Source organism: Mesorhizobium sp. IMUNJ 23232, from assembly GCF_044326205.1.
Lineage (GTDB): Bacteria > Pseudomonadota > Alphaproteobacteria > Rhizobiales > Rhizobiaceae > Kumtagia.
Genome location: NZ_JBIRCY010000098.1, coordinates 1 through 16,843, shown reverse-complemented (window position 1 = coordinate 16,843; position 16,843 = coordinate 1). Strand labels below are relative to the sequence as shown.

At 63.3% G+C, this 16,843-nt stretch carries 9 protein-coding genes and 1 pseudogene; 1 reads left to right on the top strand and 9 read right to left on the bottom strand.

The window, feature by feature from the left end:
- The 9 genes and pseudogenes from ACH196_RS35935 to ACH196_RS35895 form a co-directional block, all read right to left on the bottom strand.
- Positions 1–430 (bottom strand): annotated as a pseudogene (locus ACH196_RS35935) (hypothetical protein); the annotation flags it as partial.
- Between the two features lies 1 nt (position 431).
- The gene (locus ACH196_RS35930) at positions 432–1,988 is read right to left on the bottom strand and encodes a hypothetical protein (protein WP_396651616.1); all 1,557 of its coding nucleotides are present in this window, start codon (positions 1,986–1,988) and stop codon (positions 432–434) included.
- On the bottom strand, positions 1,985–6,616 hold the full coding sequence (locus tag ACH196_RS35925) for a DUF6603 domain-containing protein (protein ID WP_396651615.1): 4,632 nt from the start codon (positions 6,614–6,616) through the stop codon (positions 1,985–1,987). The genes ACH196_RS35930 and ACH196_RS35925 overlap by 4 nt, the downstream gene beginning before the upstream one ends.
- A gap of 376 nt (positions 6,617–6,992) precedes the next feature.
- Positions 6,993–8,060: an ABC transporter ATP-binding protein gene (locus tag ACH196_RS35920; protein WP_396651614.1), complete on the bottom strand. Its 1,068-nt coding sequence runs from the start codon at positions 8,058–8,060 to the stop codon at positions 6,993–6,995.
- Between the two features lie 2 nt (positions 8,061–8,062).
- Positions 8,063–8,911, bottom strand: coding sequence for a carbohydrate ABC transporter permease (locus ACH196_RS35915; RefSeq protein ID WP_396651613.1), 849 nt, complete (start codon positions 8,909–8,911; stop codon positions 8,063–8,065).
- A gap of 157 nt (positions 8,912–9,068) precedes the next feature.
- The gene (locus tag ACH196_RS35910) at positions 9,069–9,983 is read right to left on the bottom strand and encodes a carbohydrate ABC transporter permease (protein WP_396651612.1); all 915 of its coding nucleotides are present in this window, start codon (positions 9,981–9,983) and stop codon (positions 9,069–9,071) included.
- A 136-nt stretch (positions 9,984–10,119) separates the two neighbouring features.
- Positions 10,120–11,397: an ABC transporter substrate-binding protein gene (locus ACH196_RS35905; protein WP_396651611.1), complete on the bottom strand. Its 1,278-nt coding sequence runs from the start codon at positions 11,395–11,397 to the stop codon at positions 10,120–10,122.
- An 18-nt stretch (positions 11,398–11,415) separates the two neighbouring features.
- Positions 11,416–12,603 carry a PLP-dependent transferase gene (locus tag ACH196_RS35900; RefSeq protein ID WP_396651610.1) on the bottom strand — a complete coding sequence of 396 codons (1,188 nt, stop codon included), beginning with the start codon at positions 12,601–12,603 and terminating at the stop codon, positions 11,416–11,418.
- Complete coding sequence (locus ACH196_RS35895; RefSeq protein WP_396651609.1) at positions 12,600–13,334, bottom strand: FadR/GntR family transcriptional regulator; 735 nt, start codon at positions 13,332–13,334, stop codon at positions 12,600–12,602. Before ACH196_RS35895 ends, ACH196_RS35900 begins: the two co-directional genes overlap by 4 nt.
- 334 nt (positions 13,335–13,668) lie before the next feature.
- On the opposite strand from ACH196_RS35895, the gene ACH196_RS35890 reads away from it, so the two are divergent.
- Positions 13,669–16,086, top strand: a complete 2,418-nt coding sequence (locus ACH196_RS35890; RefSeq protein WP_396651608.1) for a calcium-binding protein — start codon at positions 13,669–13,671, stop codon at positions 16,084–16,086.
- Positions 16,087–16,843: the final 757 nt, after the last annotated feature.

The following is a 16,843-nucleotide window of genomic DNA, read 5'->3' as shown; positions in this document are numbered from 1 at the left end:
GACCCGCGGGCATCGTCGCGGCGCGGCGGCGGCGAAGCGGCGCGGCGATCCGCGATTTGGCTGTCACTTGCGGATGCAGCGCCTGGTCGAGGACGAGGCTTGGCCGCACCGGCGGGGCGGCCAGGCTCGGCGCCAGTGTCGCGGTGTCTTCGGCCGAGGTGAGGTTGCGGCCGATGCTGAAGGCGCCGTCGATCAGCGCCTCGACCCAGGCGGTGTCGAGCCGGAAAAAGCGGATCGATTCGGGCGGCAGCATGCCCTCATCGGGAACGAGATAGGGGAAGGGCACGCCGATCAGCGTGTGCAGCCGGCCGAGCCAGGCGGTGATGTCGGGGGGCACATCGGTTGCGCCGAGACGTGCGCTGACGGCTGCCGGCGAGGCGAAGGACAGGGCGATGCTCGCGTGGAGGCGGGTGCGGACGGTTGCTCTCATCTCACTTGTCCTCCTCCGGATAGGCATTGGAGGGCGGCGGCTCGTCCGCGCCGCGGTGCGCGGCGGGGCTCAGCGCCGCGAACAAGCCCATCGCCCGGTGCAGCAGTTCCGGCCCGGGCGCCGGCTTGGCGCCGAGAAGCGCTTGCGGCGTCGGTGCGGCGGCGAAGAGCGAGCTGAAGATATCGCCGATGATCTCCTGTTCCGCCGCGTCCACCACCTGACGCGTCAGCCCCTTCTTCCAGGTGTAGAGCGAGGCCGAGAACGTCTTGTCCTGCAGCGCGACCAGTCGCCCGAGCGTCCACGCGGCTGCGAGCGAGGTGTCGAGCAGTCCCGTCGTCGGGTCGAAGATCGTCATCTGGTCGGGCGAGGAGACGGGAAGCTTGATGTCGCCCCAGACCGTCGTGGTCGGCGCCAGCGGGCCGCGATACCAGGAAACGGTGTTGCCGCCGTCGCGCAGCGCGTGGTTCATCGGCACATAGCCCATGGCGAGCGCGTCCTGCACGAGCGTGCTCGCGCCATCGGCGGTGAGCCTGAGGCCGGTGACGCGGGCCGAGCCGTCGGTCGTCGCGTTCAGCGCCATCAGCCGGTCGGTGAAGGTCGCCGAGGTCCCGGTCGAGAAGAAGGTCCAGGCTTGCAGCACCGCGAGGCGGATCGAGCGTGTCATGTCGACGTTCGGGCCGGTCGGCGTCGTCCCGTCCTCGTCGCTGGGCAGGAAACGCTGCAGTTCCTCGAGCGAGACGAGATAGGCGCGGGTCCTTCGGTTCTCCTGCGGCAGGCGCGTGCCGACGACGATGGCAAAGGTGCCGATCGGGTCTTCGGGCTGGGGAGCGCCGGCCAGCAGCGGCTTGTTCTCGATGCTGACCTCGCGGACATGGGCGGTGAGCTTCAGATCCTCGACCGTCGGCGCGATGCTGACGAACAGCGCCATCGGTAGGTCGATATGCTGGATCGGGTCGTCAAGGCTTTCGCCGAGCTCGAGCCCGGCTGTATCCGTCGCCCCGTCGAAATAGGAGTATGACGTGCCGAGCGTGCTCTTGCGGCTTTTCGGCGGCAGCGCCGCCTGCGGAAACAGGTCGCGGACCTGCGCCGTCACCGGGTCGAGCTTCAGCTTGGGATACGCCGCCACGTCGTCATCGTCGAGGATCAGCACCGCGAGCCAGGTCGGCACGTCGTCATCGACGTCCTTTCCCGATGGCGGCGGCGATATCGGTTCTGTGGTCGTGGGATAGCGCGACCACGGAAAGGCCGGGAGGTTGAAGACGGCATGGGCAAAGACCGTGTCGAATTCGCCCGTCGCGTTGTTCGCCGGGAAGACGCTCGACACCGTCGCGGCCGGGTTGCGGATGCTGAACCGGTCGCCCTGCACGGCAAAGCGGTAGGAGCGTTCGAGCCCGTCGCCGGCGATCGGCTTGCCGGCGGTGTCGGTCACGGTCTGCGATACGGTTATCTCGTAGGTGCCGTCCGCCAGCCCGGGAATGCGGTGCTGGATGAAGGTGACATATTCGTCGGCGACGGACGGTGGCGCCGCCTTTGCAGCGGGTTTCGGGGCGCGGCTCATGGGGCGGCTCCCAGCACGGCCGCGCGCGGCCAGTCGGTCAGGGCTGTGGCGGTCGCGAACAGCGTCACGTTGATCTTCGCCGACGGCGTGGTCGCGAAACCGTTGGCGACAAGGTTGTCGAGAATCGTCGCGCGCCGCGCCGCGACATTCGTGTCGCCGATGGCGTTCAGCACGAAGTCGGTGTTCGGCAGCGTCGCGGATATGGCGCCCGTGACGGTGATGGTGAAGTCATCATCGTCAATAACCGACGTCACGGTGGAACTGGTGTCCACCGTCGCCGTCTCGGCGGTGTAGTCGACGCTGTATGCCTGCCCGTACATCAACTGGAGCAGCGGGATGCCGCTGACCTGCGCCGGCGTCCGCGGCACCGCCGAGATGCGGAACCCGGTCAGCGTATGCTCGATCAGCCGTTTGTCGTTGGCGGTGGGCTTCTGCTGCTTCTTGCCCCACAGCGCCGTGCTCGAAGGGGCGAGCACCGGCTCGACGCTGAAGGTCGTGACATAGTCGGTGAATTTGCCCGTGGCGTCGGCCTTGGTCAGCGCGATGGCGTGGGTCGAGATCACGTCGCTCTCGTCCATCGGGCCGATGTGCAGGTCGGGTTCCCAGACCGCGGGCGGGTCCGCCGTTTTGACGTCGCGGGACAGGATCAGCACCATTCCGGGCGGCGCCGAGGGCGGCGGCGGCGGTGGCGGCGTGGTGCGCAGGGCAAGTCCTTCCGCCGGCGTGAGCAACGCCGGCACCGGGTCAGTGCGGGTGTAGTCGGCGAGGATATTCGGCAGTTCCTGATCGGTCGTGGGGTCGGTCGCCCAGGTGGCGTGGTTCGCCGGCACCGTGCTCGCGGTCAGGATGCGGAAGGCGTCGGGATCGACGATCCAGTTCACCGTCCCGCCGCCGTCGGCGAGCTTGCCGGCCTCGACCGTCGCGCGGATGACGTTGGTGATGAGCTTCTGTGGCGGCGCGGCGCCGGGGACGGCGGCCAGCATCGCAGCCTGCTGAACCGGGGCGTCGGAGGGGGCGGGCAGGAATTTTTCGGAGAAAGTCTGCCAGCCGACCGGTGGCGGCGCCTGCCGCGCGGCGCCGAACTCGATGGAGAAGGACACCACGTCGAGGTCGATGTCGGCGCGCCCGCCGAATTCCGGGCCCCAGATGTAGAGGTCGGCGCCGATATGGATGTTGATCGTGAACAGCCCGAGGTCCACCGAGCAGCCGATGCCGACGGAGGCGTCCGCTTCGTAGTGGAACGGCGCCCAGGCGATGAGGAAGTCGACGCCGGCGTCGAACCAGGCCTTGATCGGGCCGAGCGCCCAGGTCGCGCTGATCCGGATGCCCGCCATGAACGCGCCGGGGGTCAGCGCGAAATACGCCTCGCCTATCACCTTGAACGGACCGAGCGCAAAGTTCATGCCGAGGCGCGGGACCACCGGGTAGATCGGCGGTTTGTCAAAGGCCGGATGGTAGCCGCCGAGCGTCACCACGAAGTTGCCGGAATCCGGCCCCGAGAACCAGATGTAGAAGGCAAAGCCGCCCGACAGCTTGACGAAGCCGGCGAAGAGGTTCGAAGCCGGATTGATGCGGCCGTCCACCGACAGCAGCCCGGTCGAGGGCGTGAACGACGCGAGGATGTCGACCTCGATATAGGCGACCGGGTTCGGCGCGCCGGTCGGGAAGGTCATGGCAACGGTGCCGACGACGCCGATCTGCGTCTCGACCCCGAAGGAGACCGAGATGACGGCGCGCGCCTTGATCATCTCGAACGAGGTGAACGAGATGCCGGCGGCGACCCAGTATTGCCCCACTTCGGGGTGGATGGTGTCGCGCAGCGCGGTCAGCACGTTGGCGATGGTCTCGCGCGGGCTGTCCGCGGGTTTCGGGGCTGAACCGGGAAGCAGTATGTAGGTCCCGACATTGTCGACCGTCGGCAGGGTGAGGCTGGTGTTCAGCCCGAGCCCGCCGGCGATGCCGGTGACAAACAGCGCCGGCGGCCCGCCGATCGGCGCGTCGATGCTGAGATAGATGAAGAACGACCCGGTGTCGGGCGTCCAGCCGCCCACTGCCTTCAGCCCGAACGACGAGACCTGGACGTTCAACTGGCCGTAGAACGAGGTCACATCCTTGCCGTTCACCGTGTCCGTGGCGCGCAGGAAACTGCCGCCGACGTCGATCGGCGGCTTGTCGAACGACAGCGACAGGCCGTTGAACGAGAAGCTCGGCTTGAACTCGGTCAGCGGCGAGCCGACCGTCAGCCCGTCGACCGAGAAGGCGAGGGGGCCGACCGCGAGCGAGGCGTCGAGCGCGATTTCGAGCTCGTTGTTGACGTAGCCGACGCCGACGCGCTGGAAGTTGAAGACGCCGATCTGTTTCTGCAGATCGAACCACTGGATCGGATCGCTGCCGCTGGCCGGAGTGTTCGATCCCGCCGCAGCGGGCACGGCGGCCGCACGGCGGCGTGCCGGCGCAGCAAGGGCCGCAGCGATCTTGGCAGGTGGCGTCACGCCGGCCTGGAGATGTTTCGTGAACGACCCGACCGTGAGGTCGGCCTCGAAGGCAATGCCCTGGCCGGCGCCGGCGGCGGGCAGCGGCGTCACGTTCTTCGGCAGGATCGCATTGATCGTGCCCGCCTGCGTATCGCCGATCACGGCCGATGCGTAGAGGATCTGCAGCTTTTCGACCGACAGCGTCAGGTCCGGCGGCAGCTTCGACCCGATCACCGGGATCTCGTTCAGCGCGAAGCTGGTGCCGAGGCGCAGGCCGAAGGCCCAGAGATTGGGCTTGCCCGTCTGCGCCAGGAAGACGAACTTGACCTCCTGCAGATCGATCTTGATGCCGGCCGGAATGCTGGCCGCTATCGACGTCGACACATCCGCAATCAGCGCGGCGAGCGCCACCGGATCGCCGGTACGGAGGTAGTCGGCGACAAAGATGTCGGTGCCGGTGCTTTCAGTATCGAAGACGATATCGAACGTGTTGCCGCCGAACGAGACCGAGCCGCCGAACTTCGCCGTATAACCCTTGGTGCCGACGATCTCGCCGTCGCCCGCGCTCTTGCCTTGGGTGGGCGCGAGGTCGATCGAGAAGACCACCTTGACGTCGGTCTTGTCGACGGTGAAGCCGCCCTCGCAATTGAACGAGAAGGTCTTGGTGCCGGTCTGGTAGGACACCGAGAGCGCGGTCAGCGTCAGGCTCTCCAGCGGGCCGGGGACGGTGCCGATGCCCCAGGTCGTGCCGAGTTCGTTGATGACGTCGGACATCTTAACCGTCGTTCCGGCGAGCAGGCCACCGGAGAAGGTCCAGCCGGCGGTGGCGCCGGCATATTCCGCCGCAAGGTCGATCTCGGCCACGTTGCCGAGGCCGATCACCGCCTCGAACCGGCCAGTGAATGGGCTCTGGCTCGAAGCGCCGGTCACCTTGGCATAGTCGACGCTGGCCTTGATCGTCTCGAGCGTGACCGGCCCTTCGGTCCAGATGCCGTCGACCTCGACGTTGACGGAATATTTGCCGTCCTTCGGCGCGGCCGAGAAACTCGCCTCGGCGATGGTCAGGCTCTGCGGCACCGAGGCGGTCGAGAGGCCGGCCGAGGTCAGCATATCGACGACCTTGACCGGCTTGCCGTCGTGGAGCGTGCCGGTCAGCGTCAGGTCCGGCAGGATCAGGCCGAGGTCGAGGACCAGGCCGACGATGGTGAGTTCGCTCGCGATGAGAAGCGATTGCACTTGTGCCTTGGCCGGATCGAAGCTCAGCACCACCCGTGATAGTGCCAGGTCGAACGCCTGGGGGTTCAGGCCGATGTCGGCAAAGCCCTGCGAGGTGCCCGAGCCGCTGCCGCTGACGATCCAGTTGGCGAAATCGACGATGCCGGGGAACGTGTCGCCGGTCGTCGGTTGCACGAAGGCCTGCCAGACCGGACCGTTGCTGAACTGCACGCCGATGTCGAGGGGGACATTTCCCACGCTGAGATGGCCGATGGTGGTGACCGCCCAGCCGTCTCCGCCGATCAGCGCGGCGAGATCCATGCCGTCGAAGTCGATGACATTGGGAATGAGGGTCCAGGTCGCGCCGTTGACCGAGACGCCGAAGCGATAAGCCGCAGGCTGGCCGCCCTCGGGCGTAAACCGGATCTCGAACGCCTTCGGATCGACGGTCGCGACCTGGGTGAAGAGATCGAGTTTGGGCGGTATAGTGAAGGGCAGCGTCGTCCCTGTTCCGAGCACGATCAGTTCCGTCGGTGTCACGCTTCCGGTGGTGCCGGTCAGCGCGACCGTCCAGGTCGAAGAACCCTGGAACGGCGTGACCGTAACCCCTGCCGAGGCGCCAGCGCCAACCGGGAGCTGCCCGCCGAGGGTGGCATTGGCGCTGGGCGTCGCCGCATCGGTGACCGTCAGCACGGCGGTCGATAGCACGATCTTGGCCGAGCCGAGGCCGGTGACCGGCCAGGTGTCAGTGCTCGTCGCCGCGATCGTCAGCACGTTGCCTGTGATGGTGATTGCCCCTTGTGGGGTAAGCGCGATGGCCTTGCCGGGCATCGTCCCCAGCAGGTCCTGCAGCACCGGCGGGAGGTTTGCATCGCTGGAAGCGAGCGTGAAGGTCGGACCAAGGCCGTCCAGATAGGTTTTCAGGCCAGCCAGATCCATGCCCCGCCCCCCTCGTGCCGGGTCACCGCGTCCTGGAGGTCGAAAAGTGCTCCAGGCTAATACTGAAGGCGTTTCGCTAGGGAGCCGCAAACACCTTAGCGTACTCAATAGAGCATTAGAGTTGACGTAAGGGAAGCGAAAAAATGCAGCAGATGATATAATATCTTCTGCGGGGACTTTGCGGATTGCAATGCTGTGCGCTACGGGCGCATTTCATATTTAATAAAAATCGTGCAAATAAGAAAAATAAAGTATTTTCAACGCTTTGTCGTTTTCAGTTTATTTCTGATGTTTAGGCATCAACTTTTGCTGGTCGCCGCGACGGTTCGCGGAGTGCCCGGCAGGGCAAAACCCTGCAACCGGGCAGATGGCGGCTCTATCCGATGCGGTTGCCGCTCGATGGATCGAACACGTGTAGCGAGGCCGGATCGGCAGACAGCCGGATGATATCGCCGGGCCTCATATTCGTGCGTCCCATGACGAAGACGCACACCTGCTGGCCGGCGAGTTTGACGTAGAACTGAGTCGAAAGGCCGAGCGGTTCGACCACTTCCACCTCGGCATCAAGGGACCCGTGATCGGTGAGCTTGATATGCTCCGGCCGCAGGCCGACGATGACCTGATCACCGTCTTTCAGAGGCAAACCATCTGGCAGCCTGAGCTTCTGTCCGTCGGCGAGAACCGCATCTGCCTTGCCACCCTTTGCGACGGTCGACTGAAGAAAATTCATGCCTGGCGAGCCGATGAAGCCGGCCACGAACAGGTTCGCCGGCCGGTCGTAGAGATCGAGCGGCGGGCCGACCTGCTGGACCACGCCGTCATGCATCACGACGATGCGGTCGGCCATGGTCATCGCCTCGATCTGGTCGTGGGTGACATAGACAGAGGTCGTCCTGAGTTGCTGGTGCAGCGCCTTGATCTCGGTGCGCATATGCACGCGCAGCTTGGCGTCCAGGTTCGACAGCGGCTCGTCGAAGAGAAACACTTTTGGGTCGCGCACGATGGCGCGGCCCATGGCCACCCGCTGGCGCTGGCCGCCGGAAAGCTGGCGCGGCAGGCGGGAGAGAAAGCCGTTCAGCCCAAGCCGCTTGGCGGCGGCGCCGACCCGGCTCTCGATCGCCGATTTGTCGGCCTTCTTCAGGATCAGGCTGAAGCCCATATTCGACGACACGTCCATGTGCGGATAGAGCGCGTAGGACTGGAACACCATGGCGATGTCGCGGTCCTTCGGCGCGACATCGTTGACCAGGCGCTCGCCGATGCGGATTTCGCCGCCCGACACTTCCTCCAGACCGGCAATCATTCGCAGCAGGGTCGACTTTCCGCAGCCGGACGGGCCGACCAGCACGACGAACTCGCCATCGGCGATCTCGAGGTCGACCTCGTGCAGGACATGAACGCTGCCGTAGCTTTTCTGAACTTTTTCGAGCGTGACGGACGCCATGTTTAGCCTTTCACCGCGCCGGCGGTGAGGCCGGTGACGAGATAGCGTTGCAGGAAGGCGAAGAAGATGCAGACCGGGATGAGCGCCAGGATCGACGCCGCCATCATCTGCCCCCAGTCGACGGCGAATTTTCCCACGAAGGTGAGCAGGCCGACCGCGAAGGTCTTTTGCGCGTCGCTGGAGATGAGCATCAGCGCGAACAGAAGCTCGCTCCACGCGGCGGTGAAGACGAAGCCCAGCGTGGCGCCCATGCCGGGCAAAGTGAGCGGGACGATCACCTTGCGCATCGCCTGGGCTCGCGTGCAGCCGTCGATCATCGCGGCGTCCTCGAGGTCTTTGGGGATGCCGTCGAAGAAGGACTGCATCAGGAACGTTGCGAAGGCGGTGTTGAAGGCCGTGTAGATGATGATCAGGCCGGTCAGGCTGTTGATCAGGCCGAGCTGTCCCATGATGCGGTAGATGGGAGGGATCACCATCACCAGTGGGAAGGTCTGTGTGAGCAGCAGCATGATGGCGAGAGCCGCCTTGCCGCGGAAGGTGAAGCGCGACATGGAATAGCCGGCGAGCGTCGCGATGACGGTCACGAAGGCAGCGGTGGACAGCGAGACGATGACGCTGTTCAGGAAATAGCGCGGGAAGTCGGTGGCGCGCAGCACGATTCCGTAATTTTCGAAGGTCGTGCGGGACGGCCAGAGCGTGATCCCCTCGGAATAGAGCAGCGACTGCGGCGTCACCGAGATTTTCAGCGTCCAGTAGATCGGCAGCAGCGCGAAGATCAGGTAGGCGGCAATCGCGGCGTAGAGGCCGATGCCGCCGAGGACGCGCGCTTGTGTCGAGCGCCCGGCAATCATGGACGTGGCCTTTCGCATCGGGTCGAGGCAAAGATACCCCCACCTCTGACCCCTCCCCACAAGGGGGAGGGAGACCTGGCGTCGGCGCTTCCGTATCCCCCTCCGCCTTGTGGGGAGGGGCTAGGTGTGGGCGTGAATGCCGGAATTCTGCCGCCCTTCATACGTGCCTCACCAGCGAGCGGCGGATGGCGATCAGCGCCACGGCGTAGAGGATGAGCAGGACGAGCAGCAGCACGGCCACGGCCGAGGCGTAGCCCTTGTCCAGCGATTTGAAGGCGCTGACATAGATGTAGACCGGCACCGTGCTGGTCGATCCGGCTGGCCCGCCTTCGGTCATGACGAAGATCAGGTCGGCGAAGGTGGCGATCCAAATGGTCCGCAGCATGACCGTGATGGCGATGGTGGGCGCCAGGAACGGCAGTGTCACCTTGGTGAAGCGCTGCCAGGGCGTGGCGCCGTCGATTGCGGCCGCCTCATGCAGTTCCGACGGGATCGATTTCAGCGCCGCCAAAAGCGTGATGGCGAAGAACGGGATGCCGAACCAGACATTGGCGACGATCGGTCCCCACATGGCGGTGGCCGGGTCCGAAAGCACGCTGGTCGGTTCGGCCTTGAGGCCAAGCGCGTAGAGCCAGTGCGGCAGCGGCCCGATGATCGGATTGAACAGCCAGGCCCAGGTGAGGCCCGACAGAAAGGACGGGACGGCCCATGGCAGGAACACCAGCGCCTGCACGACGCGGCGTCCGAAGAAGGCTTTGTCGAGCAGCAGCGCCAGGCCGAGGCCGAGGAAAAACTGGAAGAACAGGCTGGCGACCGTCCACCACAGCGTGTTGACGAGCGCCTGGCCGAGCACGGCGTCCGAGAACATGGCACGATACTGGTCGAGGCCGACAAATTCCGACTTGAAGGCGGAGAATTTGCGGAACGAGTAGCTGATGCCGACGATCAGCGGCACCAGTAGCACGGTTACCAGCAGCACGATGGCCGGGCTGAGATAGAGCCACGGCTCGACGGCGGCGTGGGATAGCCGCCTGCGGTGCGGTCTGGCGATTTCGGCGACGGCGTAGGTCATGAGGCTCTGCCAGGAACCCCTCCCCCTTGTGGGGAGGGGCAGGGGTGGGGGTAAGTTCGATCAGGAAAGCGAATCAGGCCTTTGGGGTCACCCCCACCCTCGATCCCTCCCCTCAAGGGGAGGGAGGGACTTGATGCTACTTCTTGTTCTTGGCCATCCAGTCCTGCTGCTCCTTGGTCAGCAGGGCCGCCCATTCGTCGGCAACGTCCTTGGCCGGACGCTGGCCGAGCAGCACTTCCTGAAAGCCTTTGATGGCGATGTTGTCGGTGAAGTTGCCGAGGTTTTCGAGGTGCGTCGGCGGGGTGACGAATTCAAATTTGTCGCCGCCGTTCAGCTCGTCGAACCAGCCCTTGAACTGCTCCGACTTGAAGTATTCGTTCTCTTCGGCGCCGTTGTGGATCGGCAGTACGCCGACGAATTTTGCCCATTCGAGGTTTGCGGCGGGCGACAGCAGCGCTTCCATCAGCTTCCAGGACTCGTCCTTGGCTTCGGAATCCGAGAACATCGCCCAACCGCCATAGCCAAGCGTCGGAAAACCCTTGCCGGTCGGGCCCATAGGAACCGGCGCCACGGCAAAATCGTCCTTGTTCATCTTGTCGGCGATGCCGATCAGCGCGTCCGGATCCTGGTCGAGCATGGCGCAGGTGCCGGTGTAGAAGCCGGTGACGGTCTCGTTGAAGCCCCAGCTTACGGCATCCTTGGGTGCCGCGCCGCTCTTGTAGAGGTCGGCCAGCATCTCCAGGCCCTTGACCGATCCCGGCTCGTTGATCAGCGCCGTGCCATCCTCGTTGAACCAGCCGCCCTTGCCGTTGGCAGTGTTCATGAACATGTTCATGCCGAAGGTGGCGCCGGGGCCGCCGCGCAGGCAGTAGCCGTATTTGCCGGGGATGGTGGCGATCTTCTTGGCATCGGCGACGAACTCGTCCAGCGTCGCCGGGGCATGGTCGAGGCCGGCTTCCTTGAACAGCTTCTTGTTCCAGAACATGGCCTTGAGATAGTAGCCATAGGGGATCATGTACTGCTTGCCGCCGACCGTGGAGCCGAACTGTTTTGCGCGCTCGCCGAGCGTCGCGGCGTCCGCCCACTTGGCCATGTAAGGACCGAGATCTTCCAGTTGGCCGTTATTGCCGTAGAGCGCCATCCAGCGTTCCGGCATCTCGACGATATCAGGCGTGTCGCCGGCCTGCACCATGGTCAGGAACTTTTCGAAGGCCTGGCCCCAGGGCAGCGAGACGAGTTCCACCTTGATACCGGGATTGGCGGCCTCGAAGGCGGCGATCTGCTTCTGCAGGAATTCGGTGCGCGGCGGGCTGGTGATCACCTCCACCATCTTCAGCGTCGTATCGGCCAGCGCGCCGGTGGCGAACATCGCGAGGCCGGCGGCCGCGCTCAAGAGCATGCTCAGTTTCTTCATTTCCCTTACTCCCATTGTTTATCGTTTGGCTTTCTCGAAGGCTTGTTCGACGTCCGCCCAGAGATCTTCGACATTCTCCAATCCGACATTGAAGCGGATGGTTCTCGGGCTGACGCCGAAGCGCGCCATGGAATTCAGGCCCGGCGTCTGTTCCAATGACGCTTTCGCCGGCACGACGAGGCTCTCATGCCCGCCCCAGCTCACACCGATGCGGAAATATTTGAGCGCGTCGACGAAGGCCGGGATATCGACATCCTCGGTCACCTCGAAGGAAAACAGCCCGGCATAGCCGCCAAGCGTCGCCTTTCCCGGATGGTTGGACCAAGCCGGGTGGTTGATCCGCTCGACCTGCTGGTGGGCCTTCAGCCTCTCGGCGATCGTCAGCCCGCTTTTCATATGATGCGGCAGCCTGAGCGGCAGGGTGCGCATGCCGCGCAGCAGCAGCCATGCCTCGAAGGGCGAGAGCTTGCCGCCGAGCGAGGAATAGGTCTGCTCGTTGATGTGCCTGATGTGGGCCGCCGAGCCGGCGACCACGCCTGCGACCGTGTCGCTGTGCCCGCCGAGGTATTTCGAGGCCGAATGCAGCACCAGGTCGACGCCGTGCAGGATCGGCTTCTGGAAGATCGGCGTCGCCCAGCTATTGTCCAGGGTGGTGATGACGCCTTGTTCCTTGGCAAGCCGGGTCAGATGGCCGATGTCCTGCAACTCGAACATCATCGAGGTCGGGCTCTCGAGGTAGAGCAGTTTTGCGCCGGGGAGCGCCGCCGCCACCGCGTCTGGGTCGGAGCCGTCGACATAGTCGACCTTGATGCCGAGGCGCGGGAACAGCCGCTCGAAAAGCCTGTAGGCGTCGCCATAACAGTTGCGGACCGCGACGACGCGCTCGCCGCTGCCGACGAAGGCAAGCACCGTGGAACTGATCGCAGCCATGCCGCTGGAGAAGCCGCGCGCCGCCTCCGCGCCTTCCAGTGCTGCGACACGCGCCTCGAATTCCATGACGGTCGGATTGTCACCGCGCGAATAGATCGGCTGCCGCCGCCGCCCGGCAAAAGTGTCGGCCATCTCCGCATAATTGGCGAAGGTGAAAAGCGAGGTCTGGTAGATCGGCGGCACCACCGCGCCGCCGGGGAACGGATCGTCATGCGCCAGCAGCGTCGCCGCCTCGTGGATGTAATTCCTGTCGAAGCCGAAGGGGGGCTGGTTCATGTGCGGTCCGGGAGTTTGAGTTGCGCGGCGCCGCGCTTCAGGTCGTTCTCGACGGTGGCCATGAGCTTCAGCGCCTCGGCCCGCGCACCTTCCGGATCGCGGGCGACGACACATTCGTAGATCGTGCGATGAAACGGGAAGCTGGCATGGCCGAAATCGCGCACGCCGAGGGGATGTTCCCAGAAGCGGTGGAACAGCTCGTGCATGGCGGCGATGATCTGCTCGAACAGCGGGTTGCCGGAGGCCCGGTAGATCGACTGGTGGAACTCCCAGTCCTCTTCCGCCGACATGCCGGCGCGGGTGTGGAAGGCCTCTTCCATGATGTCGAGCTTGCGGCCGATGATGGCGATGTCGGCCTTGCCGGCGCGAATGGCGCAAAGCGCCGCTGCTTCCGCTTCAAGCGCACGGCGTATTTCCAGCGTCCGCATAAGGCCGGTGAAATCGTTGCCGCCGGCCAGCGTCAGCGGCATGTGCAGCATATCCGGCGAAATCGCCGCCTTGAGATAGGTGCCGCTGCCTTGCCGGCGCTCGACAAGGCCAAGCCCTTCCCAGCGCGTCAACGCCTCGCGCACCGTATTGCGGCTGACCCTCAACCGTTCGGCGAGGATGCGTTCGGTCGGCAGCCTTTCCCCCAGGCCCAGCGCCTCCTGCCAGACGAAACGGGCAAGCGCCTTCAGCACCGCATCGTCGCGCGCCGTCGTCTGCACAGGGGGGAGGCTGAATTCCGTCACGCTGATCGCCAGTGGTTCAATGGTCCAACCAATTTCTGCATGGATGAAAAGCGGTGTCAATAGTCCGGGCGCTGGCCGCTCAAGGACTGGTTGTGAGCCGCTCTGGAACTGGGAAACCTGACGCCCGCTTGCGGCCAATTTCCCCTCGTACGAATGAAGTACTCACCCTGGTTGACTCGGCAAGCATGCGTTGAGATACAGCGAAGGACAATACAACCGGCCGGCTCTGTTCCACGCGGGAGGGGAACGAACTGACCGCTAGACAATCAACGATCCCGAAAACTTTCTTTGCTCGCCGGCACCCGGCGCAATGGCATTCGACCAGGAAAATTCCATGACCACTTATCTGCTTACGACAGGCGACGACACGATCACCGGCACCGCGGATGCGGACACATTCGATGGGTGGATCGATGGAGTCGAAGGCGGACTGGACACGTTGAAAGGTGGTGGTGGGGATGACCGGTTCATACTTTCCAGCTTTGATAAAGGGAGCACCATAGACGGCGGTTCCGGCTCCGATACATATGTTTGGTACAACCAGCCAATCGACACTGCTCAATTCAGCAACATAGAAGTTCTAGAACTTAACTTCTCGTTCAGCGCTGAGTTCGCTGTATCCGAATCGAGACTTGCCCAAATAGTCGACGAATTTGACACCATCATTGGCTCGCCATTGCTGGGTGGCACGATTGTAATCGAGTTGCATGGAGACGGATCTTCGGTAGACTTGTCGAACTCTATAGGAGATGGTTATTCCCTGCGCATCTCAGGCTCCTTTTCCAATTCCGGTATACACGTTACTGCATCCAAAGGTGATGATATTATCTATGGGTCGGACTTTGCGGACGTAATGAATGGGAGCGATGGGAACGACACGATCAGTGGCTTTGATTCCGATGTCTTGAATGGTGGCGCAGGCAATGACACGCTCAACAGTTATTTCTTTCCGACCTCAGGCGGCGCAGTAGATGGTGGAGAGGGCAACGACACTCTGTTTTTAGTAAGTGCTTCATTCGGAAAGGCGACCGTCAAGAATGTTGAAACCCTGAAGTTCGGTAATTCCACTGACGACCATTTGATCGGACGAATAGATACATTGTCATCTTTTCAATCGCTGATTCTGTCAAAATCCGTAGTTGATATTTTTCTGGAAGGCACTGGAGGAACGATTGATTTCCTAGGGAATATCAAATCAAGCACTTCAATAACTATATCTGGAGAAAATCTTACATCTGGCTACACGGCCTTTGGAACATCCAAGAGCGATTCGTTTGTCGGCTCGACCTTCAATGACACATTTTATGGAAGCCTCGGCGCAGATACAATGGCCGGCGGCGAAGGCTTGGACAAGGTCGACTATTCGAAATCGACGTCTGGAGTTAAGGTCCAATTGGATTCTTCGGGCAATTACGGCGGCTACGCCGAGGGTGACGACCTTCAGGACATTGAGATCGCAATTGGATCTGCTTTTGCGGACACGCTTCAAGGAAGCTATGACGCTGATCGCCTGTTCGGCGGCGACGGCAATGATATCCTGTTTGGCGGCGCTGGCGCGGACTATCTGAGCGGCGGTCTCGGGATTGATACCGTTTCTTATTTCGACAACTTCGGGTGGGGCGGTGTACGCGTCAATCTTGCCGATCCATCGCTAAATGCGTTGGAGGCCCGCGGAGACACATATTCGTCCATCGAGAACCTAATCGGCACGGACTATCGAGACTATTTGTCCGGCAACGGTGGAGCAAATAGCATCGAAGGTGGCTGGAGTAACGATATCGTTGAGGGTTTCGCCGGTAATGACAAACTCAGCGGCGGCGAACACAACGACGTCCTCAATGGTGGCCTTGGCGCCGACTATCTCAGCGGTGGCCTTGGCAGTGACACCGCCTCCTATGCCCAGGCTGCGGCTGCCGTGAAAGCCAACCTCGCCGATCCATCCCTCAATGCCGGCGAGGCCAAGGGCGACACATTCGCCTCCATCGAAAACCTCGAAGGCTCCGCCTTCAACGACACGCTCGACGGCAACGCTGGCACCAATACGCTGACCGGCCTCGGCGGTATCGATGTGCTTCGCGGCGCTGGCGGCAACGACACGCTGCAAGGCGGCGACGGAGAGGACAAGCTTGGCGGCGGCGACGGCAACGATCTTTTGTCCGGCGGCGCCGGCGCCGACTATCTCAATGGTGGAAATGGAACCGACACCGCCTCCTATGCCAGCGCGGCGGCGGGCGTTATTGTCAATCTCGCCGCCCCCGCCGGCAACACCGGCGAGGCGGCCGGCGATACGTTCATTTCCATCGAGAACCTCGAAGGCTCCGGTTTCGGCGACCGGCTGAGCGGCAATTCCGCGGCCAATGCCATCTCCGGCCTGAACGGCGCAGACGTGATCGATGGCGGAGCCGGGTCGGACACGCTCAGCGGCGGCGCGGCGAAAGACTTCTTCGTCTTCTCCACCGCGCTCGGCGCATCCAATATCGACACCATCGCCGACTTCTCGGCGGCCGACGACACGATCCGGCTGGACAATGCCATCTTTGCCGCCCTCGGAGCAAACGGTGCGCTTCTGTCCGGCTACTTCCGGGCGAACACCACCGGCACGGCGCAGGACGCCAACGACCATATCATCTACGAAACCGACACGGGGAAACTCTTCTACGATGCCGACGGCAACGGGGTAGGCATCGCCATCCAGTTCGCCACGCTCACCGGCAACCCGGCGATATCAGTCGCCGACTTCCAGGTGATCTGACTCAGCCCGGAGCGTAGCGCTCCCGCGGTGTTTTACCCGAGGCGCGGCAAGCAACCCTTGCCGCGCCTTTTTCGCCGACGCTCGACGCCTGCTCCTTCGGTCATGCTTGTTGCGCGAAAACCCACCGGCCTTGCCGCCACTGGGCTGATTCTATTTGCTTTTGCAGGCATGACATTGTTTTCGACCGGCCCCCGGCCCGCTCCGCACCAAATTGACGAAGTGTTGGAAGGTCCGCCAATCGCCAACGTTGGAGATTGGCGGGAGAGCCCCATACTTCATCATCCTGGGGCGGAGCAGGAGCGAAGCGAGTGCGGAGACCCTGGGAACATGCCGTAACCGCGGCGAAATGCTCCGGCGGTCCTGAAAAAGCGCGGCACGGCGCCCCGAAACGGGGATGAAAAATCGCCACCAAACGCAATTTTTTTTGCACACACGTCGACATCCACCACCAAGCCATTGTTTTTGCTGATCGCACCTTCGTCTGCCCGACGCCCGAAACGCTACCCAACAAGATTCTCATCCCCCTCCCCAAAACCTGCCTCATACTTGCCGCCGGTTCCCTCGCGGGAACGAAAGGAGGCGGCATTGGACTTCGGAGACGCGAGTACGACAATCGAGGGATACCGGGACGCGCTGAAGCACATTCTGCTGATGCTCGTCGGCATGGCCGAGATGGGTTTTGGCAGGCCATTGTCCCTGGTGCTCGGGGAAGCCGCCGTCGCCCCAAGGCCGGGACGAGCCGGAAAGACCGGGAGAA